Source organism: Nocardia sp. NPDC049935, assembly GCF_055586645.1.
In genome coordinates this window covers 123,107-139,256 of record NZ_JBVJHV010000005.1, presented here as the reverse complement: position 1 = coordinate 139,256, position 16,150 = coordinate 123,107, and the positions used below count along the sequence as shown (strand labels likewise).

The window sequence follows — 16,150 nt, the reverse complement described above, 5'->3', positions numbered from 1 at the left end:
CCCGCTCACTCGGCCCAGTCGTAGGTTCGCTCGACGGCCTTGTTCCAGTCGCGCAGCCGCGCGTCGCGGTCGGTGGCGGACATGGTGCTGGTCCAGGTGCGATCGGCGGTCCAATTGGCGCGGATATCGTCGGTACCCGACCAGTAGCCCACCGCCAGGCCCGCCGCGTACGCGGCGCCGAGGGCGGTCGTCTCGTTGACCGTCGGCCGCACCACCGGGAGATCGAGGATATCGGCCTGGAACTGCATCAGCAGATCGTTGCCGACCATTCCGCCGTCGACTTTGAGCGCCACCGATTCCAGGTCCAGCGAGCGGGCCGCCGCGTCGGCGCGCATCGCGTCCATCACCTCGCGCGTCTGGAAGGCGGTCGACTCCAGGATCGCGCGGGCCAGGTGGGCCTTGGTGACGAACCGGGTGAGTCCGGCGATCACCCCGCGGGCGTCGGGCCGCCAGCGGGGCGCGAACAGCCCGGAGAACGCGGGCACGATATAGGCGCCGCCGTTGTCCTCGACGGTCCGGGCCAGGTCCTCGATCTCCGCCGCCGTCGAGATGATGCCGAGGTTGTCGCGGAACCATTGCACCAATGCCCCGGTGACGGCGATCGACCCCTCCAGGGCATACACCGGCGGCTGTTCGCCGAGCTTGTAGCAGACGGTGGTGAGCAGGCCGTGTTCGCTGAACACCGGGGTGGTGCCGGTGTTCAGCAGCATGAAATTACCTGTGCCGTAAGTGTTCTTGGCCTCGCCCGGGGACAGGCAGGCCTGGCCGAAGGTCGCGGCCTGCTGGTCGCCGAGGATCCCCGCGACCGGCACTCCCGCCAGCGGACCGGAGGTGATCTCCGCGTAGATCTCCGAGGAACTCCGGATCTCCGGCAGGACGGCGGGCGGTACCCCGATCTCCGCGCAGATCCGCTCGTCCCATCCGAGGGTGCGCAGATCCATGAGCAGGGTGCGCGAGGCGTTGGTGACATCGGTGAGGTGGCGTCCGGTGAGATTCCACAGCACCCAGCTGTCCACCGTGCCGAAACAGAGTTCGCCGGCCTCGGCGCGGGCCCGGGCGCCCGGTACGGCGTCCAGGATCCAGGACACCTTCGGGCCGGAGAAGTAGGTGGACAGCGGCAACCCGGTGCGGTCGGCGTAGCGGTTCGCGCCGTGGGCTCCGGCCAGTTCGGTGCAGAGCCGGTCGGTGCGGGTGTCCTGCCAGACGACGGCGTTGTGGATGGGGCGGCCGGTATCGCGCTCCCACACCACGGTGGTCTCGCGCTGATTGGTGACGCCCACCGCGGCGATATCGCCGGCGCTCGCGCCCGCCTCGTCGAGTACCGCGCCGAGTACGAATTCGGTATTGCGCCACAGGGTTTGCGCGTCGTGCTCGACCCAGCCCGGTTTCGGGAAGATCTGGTCGTGCTCACGCTGGGCGACACCCGCTATCTGTCCCTGCCGGTCGAACAGAATGCATCTGCTCGAGGTAGTGCCCTGGTCGATGGCGGCCACATAGCGCATGGCAGGAGGCTAGCGTAATCCGGCTCGCCCGCGCGGCTGTCCCGGTGACCGGCCGGGCGGTGGGGTCGCGGCGCAGCTGGGGTTCCCATAGGCCGGCCCGGCCGGTGTCTGCTCGGGCACAGCACGGCGCCGTGAACGCGACCTACGGCCACCTGCCCATTAGGCTGTAGATCGAACTCGGGAATGCACAGCCGACCTAGTCGAACGCGAAACCCCAGGGAGTCGAAACCATGACGATGAAGCCGGGATCGCAGTTTCTCGGGCCGGAACAGCGTCGCACGGCATGGGACCGTCTGGGCAAGGATCATTTCGATGTGATCGTGGTGGGCGGCGGCGTCGTGGGGGCCGGTATCGCCCTCGACGCGGCGACCCGCGGGCTGCAGGTGGCGCTGGTGGAGGCGCGGGATCTGGCCTCGGGGACCTCCAGCCGGTCGTCCAAGATGTTCCACGGCGGGCTGCGATATCTGGAGCAGCTGGAATTCGGGCTGGTACGCGAGGCGTTGCGGGAGCGCGAACTCTCCATGGCCACCCTCGCCCCGCATCTGGTGAAACCGCTGCGCTTCCTCTACCCGCTCACCCGACGCGCCTGGGAGCGCCCCTACGTCGCCGCCGGGCTCATGCTCTACGACACCATGGGCGGCGCGAAATCGGTGCCGGGACAACGGCATCTGACCCGGCACGGCGCGCTGCGGCTGGCACCGGGCCTGCGCCGGAATTCGCTGATCGGCGGGATCAGCTACTACGACACCGTGGTCGACGACGCCCGGCACACCATGACGGTGGCGCGAACCGCCGCCCACTACGGCGCGGTGATCCGCACCTCCACCCAGGTGGTGGGTTTCCTGCGGGAGGCCGATCGGGTGACCGGAGTGCGGGTGCGCGACAGCGAGGACGGGCGCACCGCCGAGGTCCGCGGGCATGTGGTCATCAACGCGGCGGGTGTCTGGACCGACGAGGTCCAGGCGCTCTCCCAGCAGCGCGGCCGGTTCCATGTCCGGGCCTCCAAGGGTGTGCACATCGTCGTACCGCGCGACCGGATCGTCAGCGATACCGCGATCATCCTGCGCACCGCCACCTCGGTGCTGTTCGTCATCCCGTGGGGAGCGCATTGGATCATCGGCACCACCGATACCGAGTGGAATCTCGATCTGGCCCACCCGGCGGCGACCAAGGCCGATATCGACTATCTGCTCGAACGCGTGAACCAGGTGCTGGTCACTCCGCTGACGCCGGCCGATATCGACGGCGTGTACGCGGGACTGCGGCCGCTGCTGGCCGGGGAGAGCGACGAGACGTCGAAGCTGTCGCGGGAACACGCGGTGGCCCGGATCGCGCCGGGTCTGGTGGCCATCGCCGGCGGCAAATACACCACCTACCGGGTGATGGCCTACGACGCCGTCGACGAGGCGGCCCAGGATATTCCGGCCCGGGTCTCGCCGTCGATCACCGAGAAGGTGCCACTGCTCGGTGCGGACGGCTACTTCGCGCTGGTGAACCAGACCGTGCAGCTGGCCGAGGAGTACGGTCTGCACCCGTACCGGGTGAAACATCTGCTGGACCGCTACGGCTCGCTGATCGACGAGGTCATGGCCTTGGCCGCCGACCGCCCGGAGTTGCGGCAGCCGATCGGCGCCGCACCCTCGTATCTGAAGGTCGAAGCGGTGTACGCCGCGGCGGCGGAGGGCGCCCTGCACCTCGACGATGTGCTGGCCCGCCGCACCCGTATCTCCATCGAGTATCCGCATCGTGGCGCCGAATGCGCCGCGGAGGTGGCCGGCTTGATCGGCCCGGTGCTGGGCTGGGACGACGCCGAGACCGATCGTGAGGTTCGTACCTATCTGGCCCGGGTGGACGCCGAGGTGCGGTCGCAGACCCAGCCGGACGACGCCTCGGCCGACGCGCTGCGGATCGCCGCGCCCGAGCCCCGCCCGGAAATCCTGGAGCCGGTTCCTACCGACGGTTGAACCGTGCGATTGACACCGACGGTTGAACCGTGGGCCGGTGGCTGCGGGCCGCACGGCGGCCGGCTCAGTGCGATACGCGGAACTCCGGGGCGGCGGGCTGGGTACTGGCCGGTCCGAGCGGTGCGGGGGACTGATGGGCGGGAGCGGACGTCGCGGGATGCAGGAGGAAATAGCAGAACATCGCGGTGGCCACGAGAGCGAGCACCGCGGACAGCAATTTGCCGGTGACGGCGGCCAGGTGGACGGTTCGGGTGTTCATGGGACCTGCTTCCGATGCGGTACCCGTGTGTCGTCGGAAAGACGCCGATCATTACTACGCCGATGGCGACCGTCACAGAAGTGGCAGCGTCCGGTCTGCGCCAGACTATCGGGTCAGCCGGGCGCGACCTGGCATTTCGGGCAGAAGTAGATACCGCGTTCGCGCCGGGCCACCCGGTCGTTGCGCGGTGCCGTCTCGCCCAGCATCTCCACCCGTAGCGGGGTGCCGCAGCGCCGGCACGGCCACCGGGCGCGGCCGTAGGCCAGCGGTCGCCAGGGCGGTTCGTACGCGGCCCGGTGCAGCACCCGGTGGGCTTCGTTCACCAGGGCGGGCAGATCGTCGACGGCCCCGACCGGCAGCGCCGGGTGGACTCCGCGCAGGTAGCAGACCTCGCTGCGATAGATGTTGCCGATCCCGGCGAGGTTGCGCTGATCCAGCAGCGCGAGCCCGATCGGCGTATCGGGTTCACGGCTCAGCCGCCGCACCGCCTCCGCCGGATCCCAGCCCGGGGCCAGCAGATCGGGGCCGAGGTGGTCGATGGCGGTGTGTTCGTCGCGGCGGCGCAGCACCTCCACCAGCCCGAGGTCGAATCCCACCGCTTCCGTTTCCGCGGTGCCCAGCACCACCCGCGCGCTGACCCGCGGTTTGGTCCAGCGCTGGCCGCAGTGGAAGATCCGCCAGCTGCCCTCCATCTTCAGATGGGAGTGGATGCTCACGGTCTCGGTACGGATGAACAGGTGCTTGCCGTAACTGCCCACACTGTCCACGACCTGGTCACGCAGGTCGACGGTGGCGTAGCGGGGCACCCGGAAATCGCTGCGGACCAGTGTCCGGCCTTCCAGGGCGGCCCGCAGCCGGCCGGCGGCGAGGAAGACGACGTCACCCTCGGGCATCGCCGCTCCGCCTCCGCCCGCGCCGGGGCCCGGGGGTGGGACGGCCGGGCCGATTCATCGGTTGCCTCGCATCCGCAGGCCCTGTGGAGTCGCGCTGAAACCGGCCTCGGTGAGGAACCCGGCGAAGGTGTTGCCGTGTACCGATTCGCCGTCCACCCGGTCGATGACCAGCGAATCGATTCGCCCGTCGCGGACCAGACCGGCCAGGGCACGCGCCGCGGCCCCCCGGGCGGCGGGATCCTCGGTGCAGGTGAGCAGGGTTTTCCCGCCGCGTTCCAGGTACAGCACCAGTTCACCGTCGACCGTCACCACCAGCGCGCCCGCCTTACGGCCCGGGCGGTGACCGGCCGCACCGGGAGTCTTGGGCCAGGGCAGCGCGGCGCCGTACGGGTTGGCCGGATCACAGGCGGCCAAGGCCAGGGCCACGCCCGCGGGGCGCCGGTCGCCGTCGAAGGAACGCAGTCGATCCACCACGTCGGTGGTCGAGAACTGGGCGCCGCCCAGCGAGTCGACGAAATAGCCGCGCCGGCAGCGGCCGCGGTCCTCGAATTCACTGAGCACCCGGTACAGCAGCGCGAAACCGCCCGGAACACCCTCGCTCTGCACCGAGCCCTTGGTCACCACGCCGTAGCGTTCCAGCAGCAGATCGGCGGTGGCGTGCGCCCGCACGGTGTTGTCGGTGACCCGGTCGGGCAGCAGCGACCAGCGTCCGGCGACCGTCGGCGGTCCGGATCTGGTCGGCAGCGCGGGCCGGGGTAGGTAGGTACGGCCCCGGGGCGCGCGCCGCGGCGTCCGATGGCTGGCCGGCGCCCGGGTGGTTCCGGCCAGCCGGGCCCGGACCGGGGCGAAGGTGTCGCCGGACACCAGACCCGCCCACACCAGGTCCCAGAGGGCCGCGGCGACGGCGGGATCGTCGAGCAGGCCGGTGGCGTCCGCGAGCTGCCGGAAGAAATACGCGCCGCCGCCTCCGGACAGGAGGCCGGGCACCGGCGGCCCGGCGCCGTCCGGACCGGACGCGGCGCGGCTCGTCGCCGGGGCTCTGGCGGCCGGTTCGGCGCCCAGCGCGGTGAGCAGGGCGAGGTGGAGGTCGGTGAGTTCCACCTCATCGGGTGGCGGGAGCGTCAGCGGCGCCTGATCGGCCGGGTGCAGCGCGATCCAGCCGTCCTTGGTGTTGATCGCCCCGTGTCCCGACCAGCGGATCTCTCCCGTGGCCATCAGTTCGTCCAGCAGTGCCGGGCTGTAATCGCGCACGCGCGCGGGCAGGATCAGCGACTCCCAGGCCGATGCGGGGGCGGGCACGCCCGCGAGCTGATCCACCACCGCGGCGACCCCGTCCAGGCCGCGCAGATCCGTGCCGCCGATATGCTGCCAGTCCGGCAGGAAACGGCCCAGGGCCGCGGTGGCGACCGGTTCGATCTCGTGCCGGGCCGCGGCCAGGCTGCGCCGCCGCAAACGCCGCAGCACCTCGCTGTCGCACCATTCCGACCCGCCGGCTTCCGGGGTGAATTCGCCTTCCACCACGCGTTTCTCGGCGACCAGCCGGTGTAGCGCGGTGGCCACGACCGCCGTACCCAGACCGAATCGCCGCGCGACCGCCTCCGTCCCGAACGGGCCGTGGGTGCGGGCGTAGCGGGCCACCAGATCGCCGAGTGGATCGGCGACCGGTTCGATGAAGGCGGCCGGGGTGCCGATCGGCAGCGGGACACCCAGCGCGTCGCGCAACCGGGCGGCGTCTTCGATCGCGGTCCACCAGACCTGCCCCGCGTAGGACACCTCGAGTGCCCGCCGCGCCGCGGCGAGTCGCGCGAACCAGTCCGCGGGGTCGTCGCGGCACCGCTGCCGGGCCTCGTCCGGGGTGAGGGGACCGAGCAGGCGCAGCAGATCCGCCAGGCCTTCCGCGTCGCGGGCGGCGCGCTCGGGGGTCAGTCGCTGCAGTTCGCGCTCGGTCTGCGCGATCACCTCGCCGTCCAGCAGTTCCCGCAGCTCGACCCGGCCGAGTAGTTCGGCCAGCAGCCCCGAGTCCAGCGACAGTGCCGCCGCGCGGCGTTCGGCGAGCGGACTGTCGCCGTCGTACATGAACTGGCCGATGTAGTCGAACAGCAGGGCGTTGGCGAAAGGGGAGGGGGTGGCGGTCTCCACCTCCACGAGGCGCACCTGACGGCGGGCCACCCGGCCGAGCAGGTCGCGCAGCGCGGGCAGGTCGTAGACGTCGCGCAGGCATTCGCGCACGGTTTCCAGCAGGATCGGGAAATCGGGGAATTTCCGTGCCACGTCCAGTAATTGGGCCGACCGCTGGCGTTGCTGCCACAGCGGTGCGCGCCGGCCCGGATCGCGGCGGGGCAGCAGTAGCGCGCGGGCCGCGCATTCCCGGAATCGCGAGGCGAACAGGGCCGAACCGCCGACCTGTTCGGTGACCAGATCGTCGATCTCGTCGGGTTCGAAGACGAACAGTTCGGCGCCCGGCGGTTCGTCGGTGGTATCGGGCAGCCGGACCACGATGCCGTCGTCGGAGGCATTGGGCGCGGCATCCACACCGAAGCGTTCGCGCAGGCGGGAGCCGATCGCCAGCGCCCACGCCGCGTGCACCGGCATTCCGTAGGGCGAGTGCAGGACCAGCCGCCAGTCGCCCAGTTCGTCGCGGAACCGTTCGACCACCAGTGTGCGGTCGGTGGGCAGGCGGCCGGTGGCCGTGCGCTGATCGTCCAGCAGCGCCCGCAGATTGCCGATCGCGTTCTCGTCGAGACCGGCCGTGGCGGTGCGGGCGGTGAAATCCGCCCCGGCGGTATCCGACCCGGCCTTGCGTACGAATTCGCCGAGCGCGGCGCCGAGTTCGGCCGGGCGGCCCAGGGAATCCCCGTGCCAGAAGGGTAAGCGGCCGGGATGCCCGAACGCGGGCGAGACCAGGACGCGGTCGTAGGTGATGTCTTCGATCCGCCAGCTGGTGGCGCCCAGCGCGAACACATCGCCCACCCGCGATTCGTAGACCATCTCCTCGTCGAGTTCGCCCACCCGCGAGGCCTTCTCACCCACCATGTACACCGCGAACATGCCACGGTCGGGGATGGCGCCACCCGAGGTGACGGCGAGGCGCTGCGCCCCGGGGCGGCCGGTCAGGGTGCCGGCGTCGCGGTCCCAGACCAGGCGGGGCCGCAGCTCGGCGAACTCGTCGGAGGGGTAGCGCCCCGACAGCAGGTCCAGCACTCCCTCGTAGGACGAGCGCGGCAGTGCCGCATAGCTTCCGGTGGCACGTACGGTATCGAACCAGGTGTCCACGTCCAGCTGTTCGAGTGCGCAGGCGGCGACGGTCTGCTGGGCGAGGATGTCCAGCGGATGGGCCGGGATCTTCAGCGCCTCGATCTCCCCGGACAGCATCCGTTGCGCCGCCACGGCACAGTGCACGACATCGGTGCGGTGCTTGGGGAAGAGCACCCCGCGCGATATCTCGCCGACCTGATGTCCGGCGCGGCCGATCCGCTGCAGGCCGCTGGCCACCGAGGGCGGCGCCTCCACCTGCACGACCAGATCCACGGCGCCCATATCGATTCCGAGTTCGAGACTGCTGGTGGCCACCACGCAGCGCAGCCGCCCGCTCTTCAGGTCGTCTTCGATGAGGGCGCGCTGTTCCTTGCTCACCGAGCCGTGGTGGGCGCGCGCGAGCAGGGTGTCCGCGCCGTGGCTCACCTCGGTGGACGGGCCGAGCTGGGCCGGCGGGGCGTGCCCGGTATCGGGACCCTCGCCGAGCCGGTCGGCGTAGGACTCGTTGAGGCGGGCGGTGAGCCGTTCGGCCAGCCGGCGCGAATTGGCGAACACGATCGAGGACCGGTGGCCGAGAACGAGATCGACGATGGCCTCGTCGACATGCGGCCACAGCGAACCGGGCTGGTCGGAATCGCCGGGTTCGGTCATATCCGGGATGGGCACCCGGACCGACAGGTCGAAGGTCTTGGGCGCGGGCGGCGCGACGATGGTGATCGGCGCCGCGCCCACCAGGAACCGGCCGACCTCCTCCGGCGGGCGCACCGTCGCGGACAGGCCGATCCGCTGGACGGGGCTCTCGGTGAGGGTGTCGAGCCGTGCCAGGGAGAGCGCCAGATGCGATCCGCGTTTGGATCCGGCGATGGCGTGCACCTCGTCGACGATGACCGTGCGCACTCCCCGCAGGGTCTCGCGGGCCGCCGAGGTGAGCATCAGGAACAGCGATTCCGGGGTGGTGATCAGGATATCGGGCGGCGTGCGCTGCAGCCGTCGCCGTTCCTGGGTGGTGGTGTCCCCGGAGCGGACGCCGACGCTGATCTCCGGGGCCGGCAGCCCCAGCCGCCGGGCCGTCTGGCGTACGCCCACCAGCGGCGCGCGCAGGTTGCGTTCCACATCCACCGCCAGCGCCTTCAGCGGGGAGATATAGAGCACCGAGGTGCCCTCGGAGGCCGGTTCGGCCGCGGCGAGCCGGTCGATGGCCCACAGGAACGCCGACAGGGTTTTCCCCGACCCGGTGGGCGCGATCACCAGGGTGTGTTCCCCGGCCGCGATCGCGCGCCACGCGCCCAGTTGGGCGTCCGTCGGCGCCGGGAACGCACCGTCGAACCACTGCTGGGTGGCGGGGGAGAACACGGTCACGGAACCCAGTGTGCACCCGGCCACCGACAGGCGGCCGGGTGCCGGGACGGGGAGGTGGTCAGGTCAGGGGTCCGTCGACCATTTCGGGGAGATCGGGATCGAGCACGGGCGGCCCGTGGAGATCGGGGGCGCGGGAATCACGGACGAGCCCGGCCAGCCGGACCAGATCCTCGGTGGTCACACCGCCGACCGGGCGGAATTCCCGGTCGAGCCTGCGGCGGAGGAATTCGTTACGAGATATTCCCAGGAGATCGGCTTGCCGGTCGATTTCGTCGATCACTGCGCCGGGCACGGCCCGGATATGGATATCTGTCATTCCTCGATCACCTCCTGCTGGCAGTGGGCACGGGGACCGGGGCCGGCGTGACGACGGAGCCGGCGACCGGTGACAGTCCGGTGTTTCTATGCTTCGACAGTGCCTGGTGTTCGCAAACTCGATCTGATCTCCCACGGTGTCACCGAGGCGCTGCGGGCGGCGCGCTTCCCGTCCGATGAACCGCTGACCCCGGCGGGGCGGGCGGCGCTGGCGGAGCGGGCGGCCGAACCACCGGCGAACGCGCGGGTGCTCGTGGGCCCGGAGCGGCGGACCAGAGAGACTGCCGAAGTTCTCGGCCTGGCGGCCGCGCCACTATCGAGGTTACGCGATCTCGACGCCGGCGCCTGGCGCGGTGCATCGTTTGACGATGTGGCGCCCGAGGCGGTGACCCGCTGGCTCACCGAACCCGGCTACCGGGGGCACGGCGGCGAGTCGATTCTGGATCTGCGCGAACGGGTCCGCGGCTGGCTGGACGATCTCGTTCGCGACCCGGTCACCGCCACGGTCGCGGTGACGCATCCGGCGGTTGTCCGGGCCGCGCTGACCCTCGTCCTGGATGCCGCGCCGGAGTCGTTCTGGCGGATCGATGTGGCGCCGGGCAGCCGGGTCCGGTTCCATCACCGCGGCGCGTGGACACTGCGGGTGTCCTGACGCGGCTCGGTGCCGGGCCGCGGTTATCCCAGCGGTACCGAGGTCCCGCGTGAGAGCGGGAAATCGCGGAAGGTCATACTCGCCGGCACCGATCCGGCCGGAACCCCGTACACGAGATGCGTGCCCATCGATTCGCCCGGCTGCAACGACCGCGGTGCGGCCGCGGACGGGGCGCGCACGGCGGTGGCCGTCACATCGGGGGAGAACGTGCCCCCGGCCGTATCGTGCAGTTCCTGCCCGAGCGGCATATAGGTCTTGGGGTCGGCGGCGATATTGCGGACCGTGAAACTCACCACCACGAAGGTCCCCTCGGCCCGTTCGAGCCCCACCGACTGCACCCCCGATTCCACATTCCGCACGACGAACTCGAAATTGCCGTCGCGGATCGGATCCCCGGGCCCCGGAGCGGGACCGGGGGCGGCGCTGTCGCCGCCGCCGGTGAAGATCTGGAACGATCCGGCGCCGTCCACCAGCGCCGCGACACATCCGCCGATGAGGACCAGCGGGACCACGATCAGCAGGATCGCCCAGAGCAGCAGCTGGGGGAACCGGCGCCGGCGCCGGCGGGGCGGGGCAGGGGTATGCCCCCGCGGCGGGCGCCGGGCGGGGGCGGGCCGGCGCGGCCCGGGAACGAGAGCGACCGGTGGGTTCGGGCCGCCGGGCCGGTGGTCATAGGGGGCGGCGGGGGCGCCCGGACCGCCGTAACCGGTCTCGAGCCGGGTGTAGGAGCGGGTTGCCGGGTAGGCGGGCTCCGGAGCGTGCCCGGGTGGCGCGTACTCGGTGTAGGCGAGGGTCCCGGGCAGCGCGGGCGCCTCGTAGCGGCGCGTCGCGGGCAGATCCGGTGCGGGCGCCTCGTACCGGCGCGTGGCGGCGGGAACAGCACCGACCTCGTAGTGCCGGGTACCGGGGTGTTCCGCCGGAACCACGCCGGCGGGGGCGCGTCCGGCCAGGACGTCCAGCGCGGCCCGGGCGAATTCACCGGCACCGGGATAGCGGTGGTCGGGATCCTTGGCCAGCGCCCGCGCGATCACCCGGTCCAGTTCGGCGGGGACTCCCGGGACCACGGCGCGGACGCTCGGCGGTGCGGTGGTGAGGTGGTCGTGCATCTGGCGGGCGGGGTCGGTATCACCGAACGGCCGCGCGCCCGCGAGGCTTTCGAACAGCACGCACCCCAGCGAATACACATCCGCGCGGGCGTCGGTGCGGCCGGTGAATCGTTCGGGTGCCATATAGGCCCAGGTCCCCACGGCCAGGCCCGAGGCGGTGAGGGCGGTGCTGCCCGCGCCGTGCGCGATACCGAAATCGATCAGATAGGCGAAACCGTCGCGCCGCACGACGATATTGGACGGTTTCACGTCCCGGTGGACCAGTCCCGCCCGGTGCGCGGCGTCGAGCGCGGCGCCGATCTGGGACACGATGCCGACGGCGCGAGCCGGCGCGAGGGGGCCTTCGCGGCGCAGGATATGCGACAGATCCTCGCCCTCGACGAATTCCATCTCGATGAACAGCCGGCCGTCCAGTTCCCCGTGCGCATGGATCGGCACGATATGGCTGTCGTGCAGGCGGGCGGCGAGTTCGGCCTCGCGTTCGAATCGGCTGCGATAGGTGGGGTCCGCGGCGAGTTCGGCCGGCAGCAGCTTCAGCGCGACCTGCCGCGCCGGACGTCCTCCGGCCGGATCCGCGGTGGCCAGCCACACCTGACCCATACCGCCCTGACCGAGCAACCGTTCGAGCCGGTAGCGGCCCAGTCGCCCACCGGTCATGACCCATCCTTCCTGTCACCGCCGGCCCGGGTCGGTGCGCCGGGCGCGGTGCTGCCGGGCCGGGCGCGGGCCCGGCCGGTACACCGACCCTAGCCGCGCGGGCCGTACCGGCACAGTGTGAGGTCACCGACCATCGGGTCGCTCGCCCGGCCGACGGCGGCGGAGGCGGTGCGGGGGGTTGTGCGAAGGTGACCGGATGGAAGCGATCGAGATCAATGCCGGCGCGTGGTATCTGCGCGCGCTGCGGGCCGACGAACGCATAGACGACCGGCCCGCGCTCGCGGCGGGCGGAGTGACCGATCCGGACCATGTGGCGCGGCGTAACGCGCAGTGGGAGGCGGAAACCCATTTCTCGTGGGCGGTCTGCGATCCGGTGACCGCGGAACTGGTGGCCGAGATCGGTGTGACTCCGGCGGCGGACGGCACCGCGCGTATCGACGGCTGGGCGCGTCCGGGTTACGAGGCGGCCCGCGACGACGGACTGGCGGCGGTCCGCCGGTTCGCCGAGGGTGCCCTGGGATTGCGCCTCGACCCGGCCTGACCGCCGCCTCGGCTCAGTGGTGTTCGGTGATTCGGCGTGGTCGGGTTACTCAGCGCAGTTCGGTCAGGACCCGGTCCAGGGCGGCGACCGCCGCGACCAGTTCCTCCGGCGCCACGATCAACGGCGGCCGGAACCGGATCCCGGACGGCCCGGTCCCGATCATCAGGACCCGTTCCCGCTCCCGCAGCGCGGTGAGCACGGCATCGCGGAACCCGCTGTCGGGCAGGGTGATCGCGCACATCAGCCCGCGCCCGCGGGGTTCGGTGACCGCCGGGTGGCGGTCGGCGAGATCGCGCAGCAGATCGACGAGCTGATTGCCCAGTAGTGCGGACCGCTGGACCAATCCGTCGCGTTCGATCACCTCGAGGATGCGCCGGGTCCGCACCATATCCGTGAGATTGCCGCCCCAGGTGGAGTTGAGACGCGAGGAGACGGCGAAGACGTTGTCGGGCACCTCGTCGACCCGCCCGCCGGCCATGATCCCGCACACCTGCGTTTTCTTACCGAACGCCACCACATCCGGTTCCAGCCCGAACTGCTGGTAGGCCCAGGTGCTTCCGGTCATTCCGACGCCGGTCTGCACCTCGTCGACGATGAACAGCGCGTCGTTGGCATGGCAGAGCCGCTGCATCGCCTGCAGGAACTCCGGCCGCATATGGCGGTCGCCGCCCTCACCCTGGATGGGTTCGGCGATGAAGCACGCGATGCCGTGCGGACGGTCGGCGAACGCGCGGACCGCCTGTTCGAGAGCCCGCTGCTCGGCCGCGGCGATATCGTCGGAGCTCCCGCAGTACGGGGTGTCGATCCGGGGCCAGTCGAAGGCCGGGAAACGCTCGGTCTTCACCGGGTCGGTGTTGGTCAGCGACAGGGTGTAGCCGGTGCGGCCGTGGAACGCGCCGGTGAGGTGCAGTACGCCGCCTTCCCGGCCGGGACGCGTTGTGCGGCCGTGGCGTTCGTTGTGCCGGCTCTTCCAGTCGAACGCGGTCTTGAGCGCGTTCTCCACCGCGAGCCCGCCGCCGTCGATGAAGAACAGATGCGGGAGCCGCGGATCGCCGAGCACCCGGACGAAGGTGTCCACGAACCCGGCCATCTCCACGGTGTAGATATCGGAGTTGCTCGGTTTGTTCACTGCGGCCGTGGTCAATTCGTTGCGGAACCCGGCGTCGCCGGCCAGCGCGGGATGGTTCATACCCAGCGCGCTGGAGGCGAAGAAGCCGAACATATCGAGGTAGGAGGTGCCGTCCCGGGCGTCGACCAGCCGGCAGCCGTGGGAGGCGGGCAGGTCGAGGACCAGATCGAAGCCGTCGGCGAGGATGCTCGCCGACAACGACTCGTGCACGCGTGCGGCGGGGATTCGGCGGTGGGCCGTGCCATCGCCGTTGCCGGACCGTTCCAGTTCGATGGTCACATATCGACGGTACGGGAGCCGCAACGGACTTGCCGGGAAATTTTCCTGACAAGTCCATAACAAGACGGAGTTGTTACGTGATCAACTACTTTTCGTAGAATGTCTGCAGGATTATGGTGCTCCGGGTGCGGACGTTGGCCGTCGCCCGGATCTGCTGCAGCAACTGTTCCAGATGCCGCGGCGAGGCCACCCGCACGAGCAGGATGTAGCTCTCGTCGCCCGCCACCGAATGGCAGCCCTCGATACCGGGGACATTCTGTAGCAGCGCGGGAGCGTCATCGGGCTGGGACGGGTCGAGAGGAGTGATCGCGACGAATGCCGACAGTAACTGCCCCAGCGCCTCCGGATCCACGTTCGCGGTATACCCGCGGATCACGCCGCGCGCCTCGAGCCTGCGCACCCGGGACTGCACGGCGGATACCGAAAGACTCGCCTTCTCGGCCAGATTGGACAGGGTCGCCCGTCCATCGGCCATCAGTTCCCGGATCAGCAGGCGATCGATCTCATCCAGGGCTGGTTTTGCCGGTGTTTCCGCCATCAGCGAAGGCTAACGTAGGCGACACACCGCCGGAACTCAGTTGTGAACGTTCATTCTCCGGCTGTGCCATTCGCGCAGCGTATTTCGTCCGGCCGAACCCGAGGAGTTCGCGATGACAGAGATCGACAGCGAGAATCCGGCCCTGGCTCCGGCCCACCGGATCGGGGACCTGTTGCGCGGGATGGGGCTCGACCATCCCCCCACCGGCGACCTGATGGTCCGGTGCCCGATCGACGGCGAGGTGCTGATCGGCCTGCGGCCCGACACCCCCGGCGAGATCGACGCGACCATCGCCGACGCGGCGGCGGCCTTCACCGCCTGGCGTCTGGTCCCGGCGCCGCAACGGGCCGCGGTGGTACGCGAACTGGCCGTGCTGCTGCGCCGGCACCAGGACGAACTGGCCGAACTGGTCACTCTGGAGGTCGGCAAGATTCCCGCCGAGGCGCGCGGCGAGGTGCAGGAGATGATCGACATCTGCGATTTCGCGGTGGGGTTGTCGCGCCAGCTCTACGGCTACACCATGCCCTCCGAGCGTCCGGGGCACCGGCTCATGGAAACCTGGCATCCGCTGGGCGTGGTCGGGGTGATCTCGGCCTTCAACTTCCCGGTGGCGGTCTGGGCCTGGAATACCGCCGTCGCCCTCGTCTGCGGCGACACCGTGGTGTGGAAACCCTCCGAACGCACGCCCGTGACCGCGCTGGCCTGCCACGGCCTGCTGGCCCGGGCCGCGCGCGCGGCCGGCGCCGACGAACGGATCCACCGGCTGATCCTCGGGACCGCCGACGCGGGCGCGCAACTGGTCGACGACGAACGGGTGGCGCTGGTCAGCGCGACCGGCTCGGTCGCGATGGGCCGGAAGGTCGGGCCGCGGGTGGCCGCCCGATTCGGGCGCTGCCTGCTGGAACTGGGCGGCAACAACGCCGCCGTCGTCACCCCGTCGGCCGATCTGGACCTGGCTGTGCGCGGTATCGTCTTCGCCGCCGTCGGCACCGCCGGGCAGCGGTGCACCACCCTGCGCCGGCTCATCGTCCACACTTCCATCGCCGATCAACTGCAGCATCGGCTGGTGGACGCCTACCGGCAGCTGCGGGTGGGCAACCCGCTGGAACCCGGTATCCAGATCGGCCCGCTGTGCGCCCCCGACGCGCTCGCCCGGATGCGCGACGCGCTCGACCGGGCCCGCCGCGACGGCGGCGACCTCCTCTACGGCGGCGACCCGGTGGAACTCGCGGAATTCCCCGGCGCCCAGTACGTCCGCCCGGCGCTCATCCGGATGCCGGACCAGACGGAGGTGGTCCGGGAGGAAACGTTCGCGCCGATCCTGTACGTCCTCACCTACGACGATTTCGACACCGCGCTGGCGCTGCACAACTGCGTACCCCAGGGGCTGTCGTCGGCGATCTTCACCACCGACCAGCGGGAGGCCGAACGATTCCTCGCCGCCGACGGGTCGGACTGCGGGATCGCCAATGTGAACATCGGAACCTCCGGTGCGGAGATCGGCGGGGCGTTCGGCGGGGAGAAACATACCGGCGGCGGGCGGGAATCGGGATCGGACGCCTGGAAGGCCTACATGCGCCGCGCCACCAACACCGTCAACTACTCCCACGACCTCCCCCTGGCCCAGGGCATCCGGTTTTGAAATTTTGGAGCAGGGCCGAACCAGGGCCTCGCGGGGCTCGGCGTGAGGGGCGACTTGCC

General features: G+C 70.7%; 12 protein-coding genes. 4 read left to right on the top strand and 8 right to left on the bottom strand.

Features of this window, described 5'->3' with window-relative positions; translation table 11 throughout:
- Positions 1-5 precede the first annotated feature (5 nt).
- Complete coding sequence (glpK, locus tag ACZ6SF_RS20495) at positions 6-1,502, bottom strand: glycerol kinase GlpK (RefSeq protein ID WP_466063762.1); 1,497 nt, start codon at positions 1,500-1,502, stop codon at positions 6-8.
- A gap of 230 nt (positions 1,503-1,732) precedes the next feature.
- Here glpK and ACZ6SF_RS20490 point away from each other — a divergent pair, with 230 nt between their 5' ends.
- Positions 1,733-3,466: a glycerol-3-phosphate dehydrogenase/oxidase gene (locus tag ACZ6SF_RS20490; RefSeq protein WP_466063761.1), complete on the top strand. Its 1,734-nt coding sequence runs from the start codon at positions 1,733-1,735 to the stop codon at positions 3,464-3,466.
- A gap of 64 nt (positions 3,467-3,530) precedes the next feature.
- Here the strand turns inward: ACZ6SF_RS20490 and ACZ6SF_RS20485 are convergent, their stop codons facing one another.
- From ACZ6SF_RS20485 to vapB, 4 genes are all read right to left on the bottom strand, one after another.
- The gene (locus tag ACZ6SF_RS20485) at positions 3,531-3,725 is read right to left on the bottom strand and encodes a hypothetical protein (RefSeq protein WP_466063760.1); all 195 of its coding nucleotides are present in this window, start codon (positions 3,723-3,725) and stop codon (positions 3,531-3,533) included.
- A 113-nt stretch (positions 3,726-3,838) separates the two neighbouring features.
- Complete coding sequence (locus ACZ6SF_RS20480; RefSeq protein WP_466063759.1) at positions 3,839-4,618, bottom strand: DNA-formamidopyrimidine glycosylase family protein; 780 nt, start codon at positions 4,616-4,618, stop codon at positions 3,839-3,841.
- Between the two features lie 54 nt (positions 4,619-4,672).
- Positions 4,673-9,232, bottom strand: a complete 4,560-nt coding sequence (locus tag ACZ6SF_RS20475; RefSeq protein WP_466063758.1) for an ATP-dependent helicase — start codon at positions 9,230-9,232, stop codon at positions 4,673-4,675.
- A 58-nt stretch (positions 9,233-9,290) separates the two neighbouring features.
- Complete coding sequence (vapB, locus tag ACZ6SF_RS20470) at positions 9,291-9,548, bottom strand: type II toxin-antitoxin system VapB family antitoxin (protein WP_466063757.1); 258 nt, start codon at positions 9,546-9,548, stop codon at positions 9,291-9,293.
- Between the two features lie 99 nt (positions 9,549-9,647).
- Between vapB and ACZ6SF_RS20465 the strand changes: the two genes are divergently transcribed.
- Positions 9,648-10,199: a histidine phosphatase family protein gene (locus tag ACZ6SF_RS20465; protein WP_466063756.1), complete on the top strand. Its 552-nt coding sequence runs from the start codon at positions 9,648-9,650 to the stop codon at positions 10,197-10,199.
- A 23-nt stretch (positions 10,200-10,222) separates the two neighbouring features.
- On the opposite strand, the gene ACZ6SF_RS20460 is transcribed toward ACZ6SF_RS20465, so the two are convergent.
- Positions 10,223-11,962, bottom strand: a complete 1,740-nt coding sequence (locus ACZ6SF_RS20460) for a serine/threonine-protein kinase (RefSeq protein ID WP_466063755.1) — start codon at positions 11,960-11,962, stop codon at positions 10,223-10,225.
- Positions 11,963-12,158: 196 nt separating this feature from the next.
- Between ACZ6SF_RS20460 and ACZ6SF_RS20455 the strand changes: the two genes are divergently transcribed.
- Positions 12,159-12,503 (top strand): hypothetical protein, encoded by a 345-nt coding sequence (locus ACZ6SF_RS20455; RefSeq protein WP_466063754.1) that lies wholly within the window; start codon positions 12,159-12,161, stop codon positions 12,501-12,503.
- Positions 12,504-12,552: 49 nt separating this feature from the next.
- Here the strand turns inward: ACZ6SF_RS20455 and lat are convergent, their stop codons facing one another.
- Positions 12,553-13,911: an L-lysine 6-transaminase gene (gene lat, locus ACZ6SF_RS20450; protein ID WP_466063753.1), complete on the bottom strand. Its 1,359-nt coding sequence runs from the start codon at positions 13,909-13,911 to the stop codon at positions 12,553-12,555.
- A gap of 85 nt (positions 13,912-13,996) precedes the next feature.
- Positions 13,997-14,449, bottom strand: a complete 453-nt coding sequence (locus tag ACZ6SF_RS20445) for an Lrp/AsnC family transcriptional regulator (RefSeq protein ID WP_466063752.1) — start codon at positions 14,447-14,449, stop codon at positions 13,997-13,999.
- Positions 14,450-14,561: 112 nt separating this feature from the next.
- On the opposite strand from ACZ6SF_RS20445, the gene amaB reads away from it, so the two are divergent.
- Positions 14,562-16,091 carry an L-piperidine-6-carboxylate dehydrogenase gene (amaB, locus tag ACZ6SF_RS20440; protein WP_466063751.1) on the top strand — a complete coding sequence of 510 codons (1,530 nt, stop codon included), beginning with the start codon at positions 14,562-14,564 and terminating at the stop codon, positions 16,089-16,091.
- The last annotated feature ends 59 nt before the right edge of the window (positions 16,092-16,150 follow it).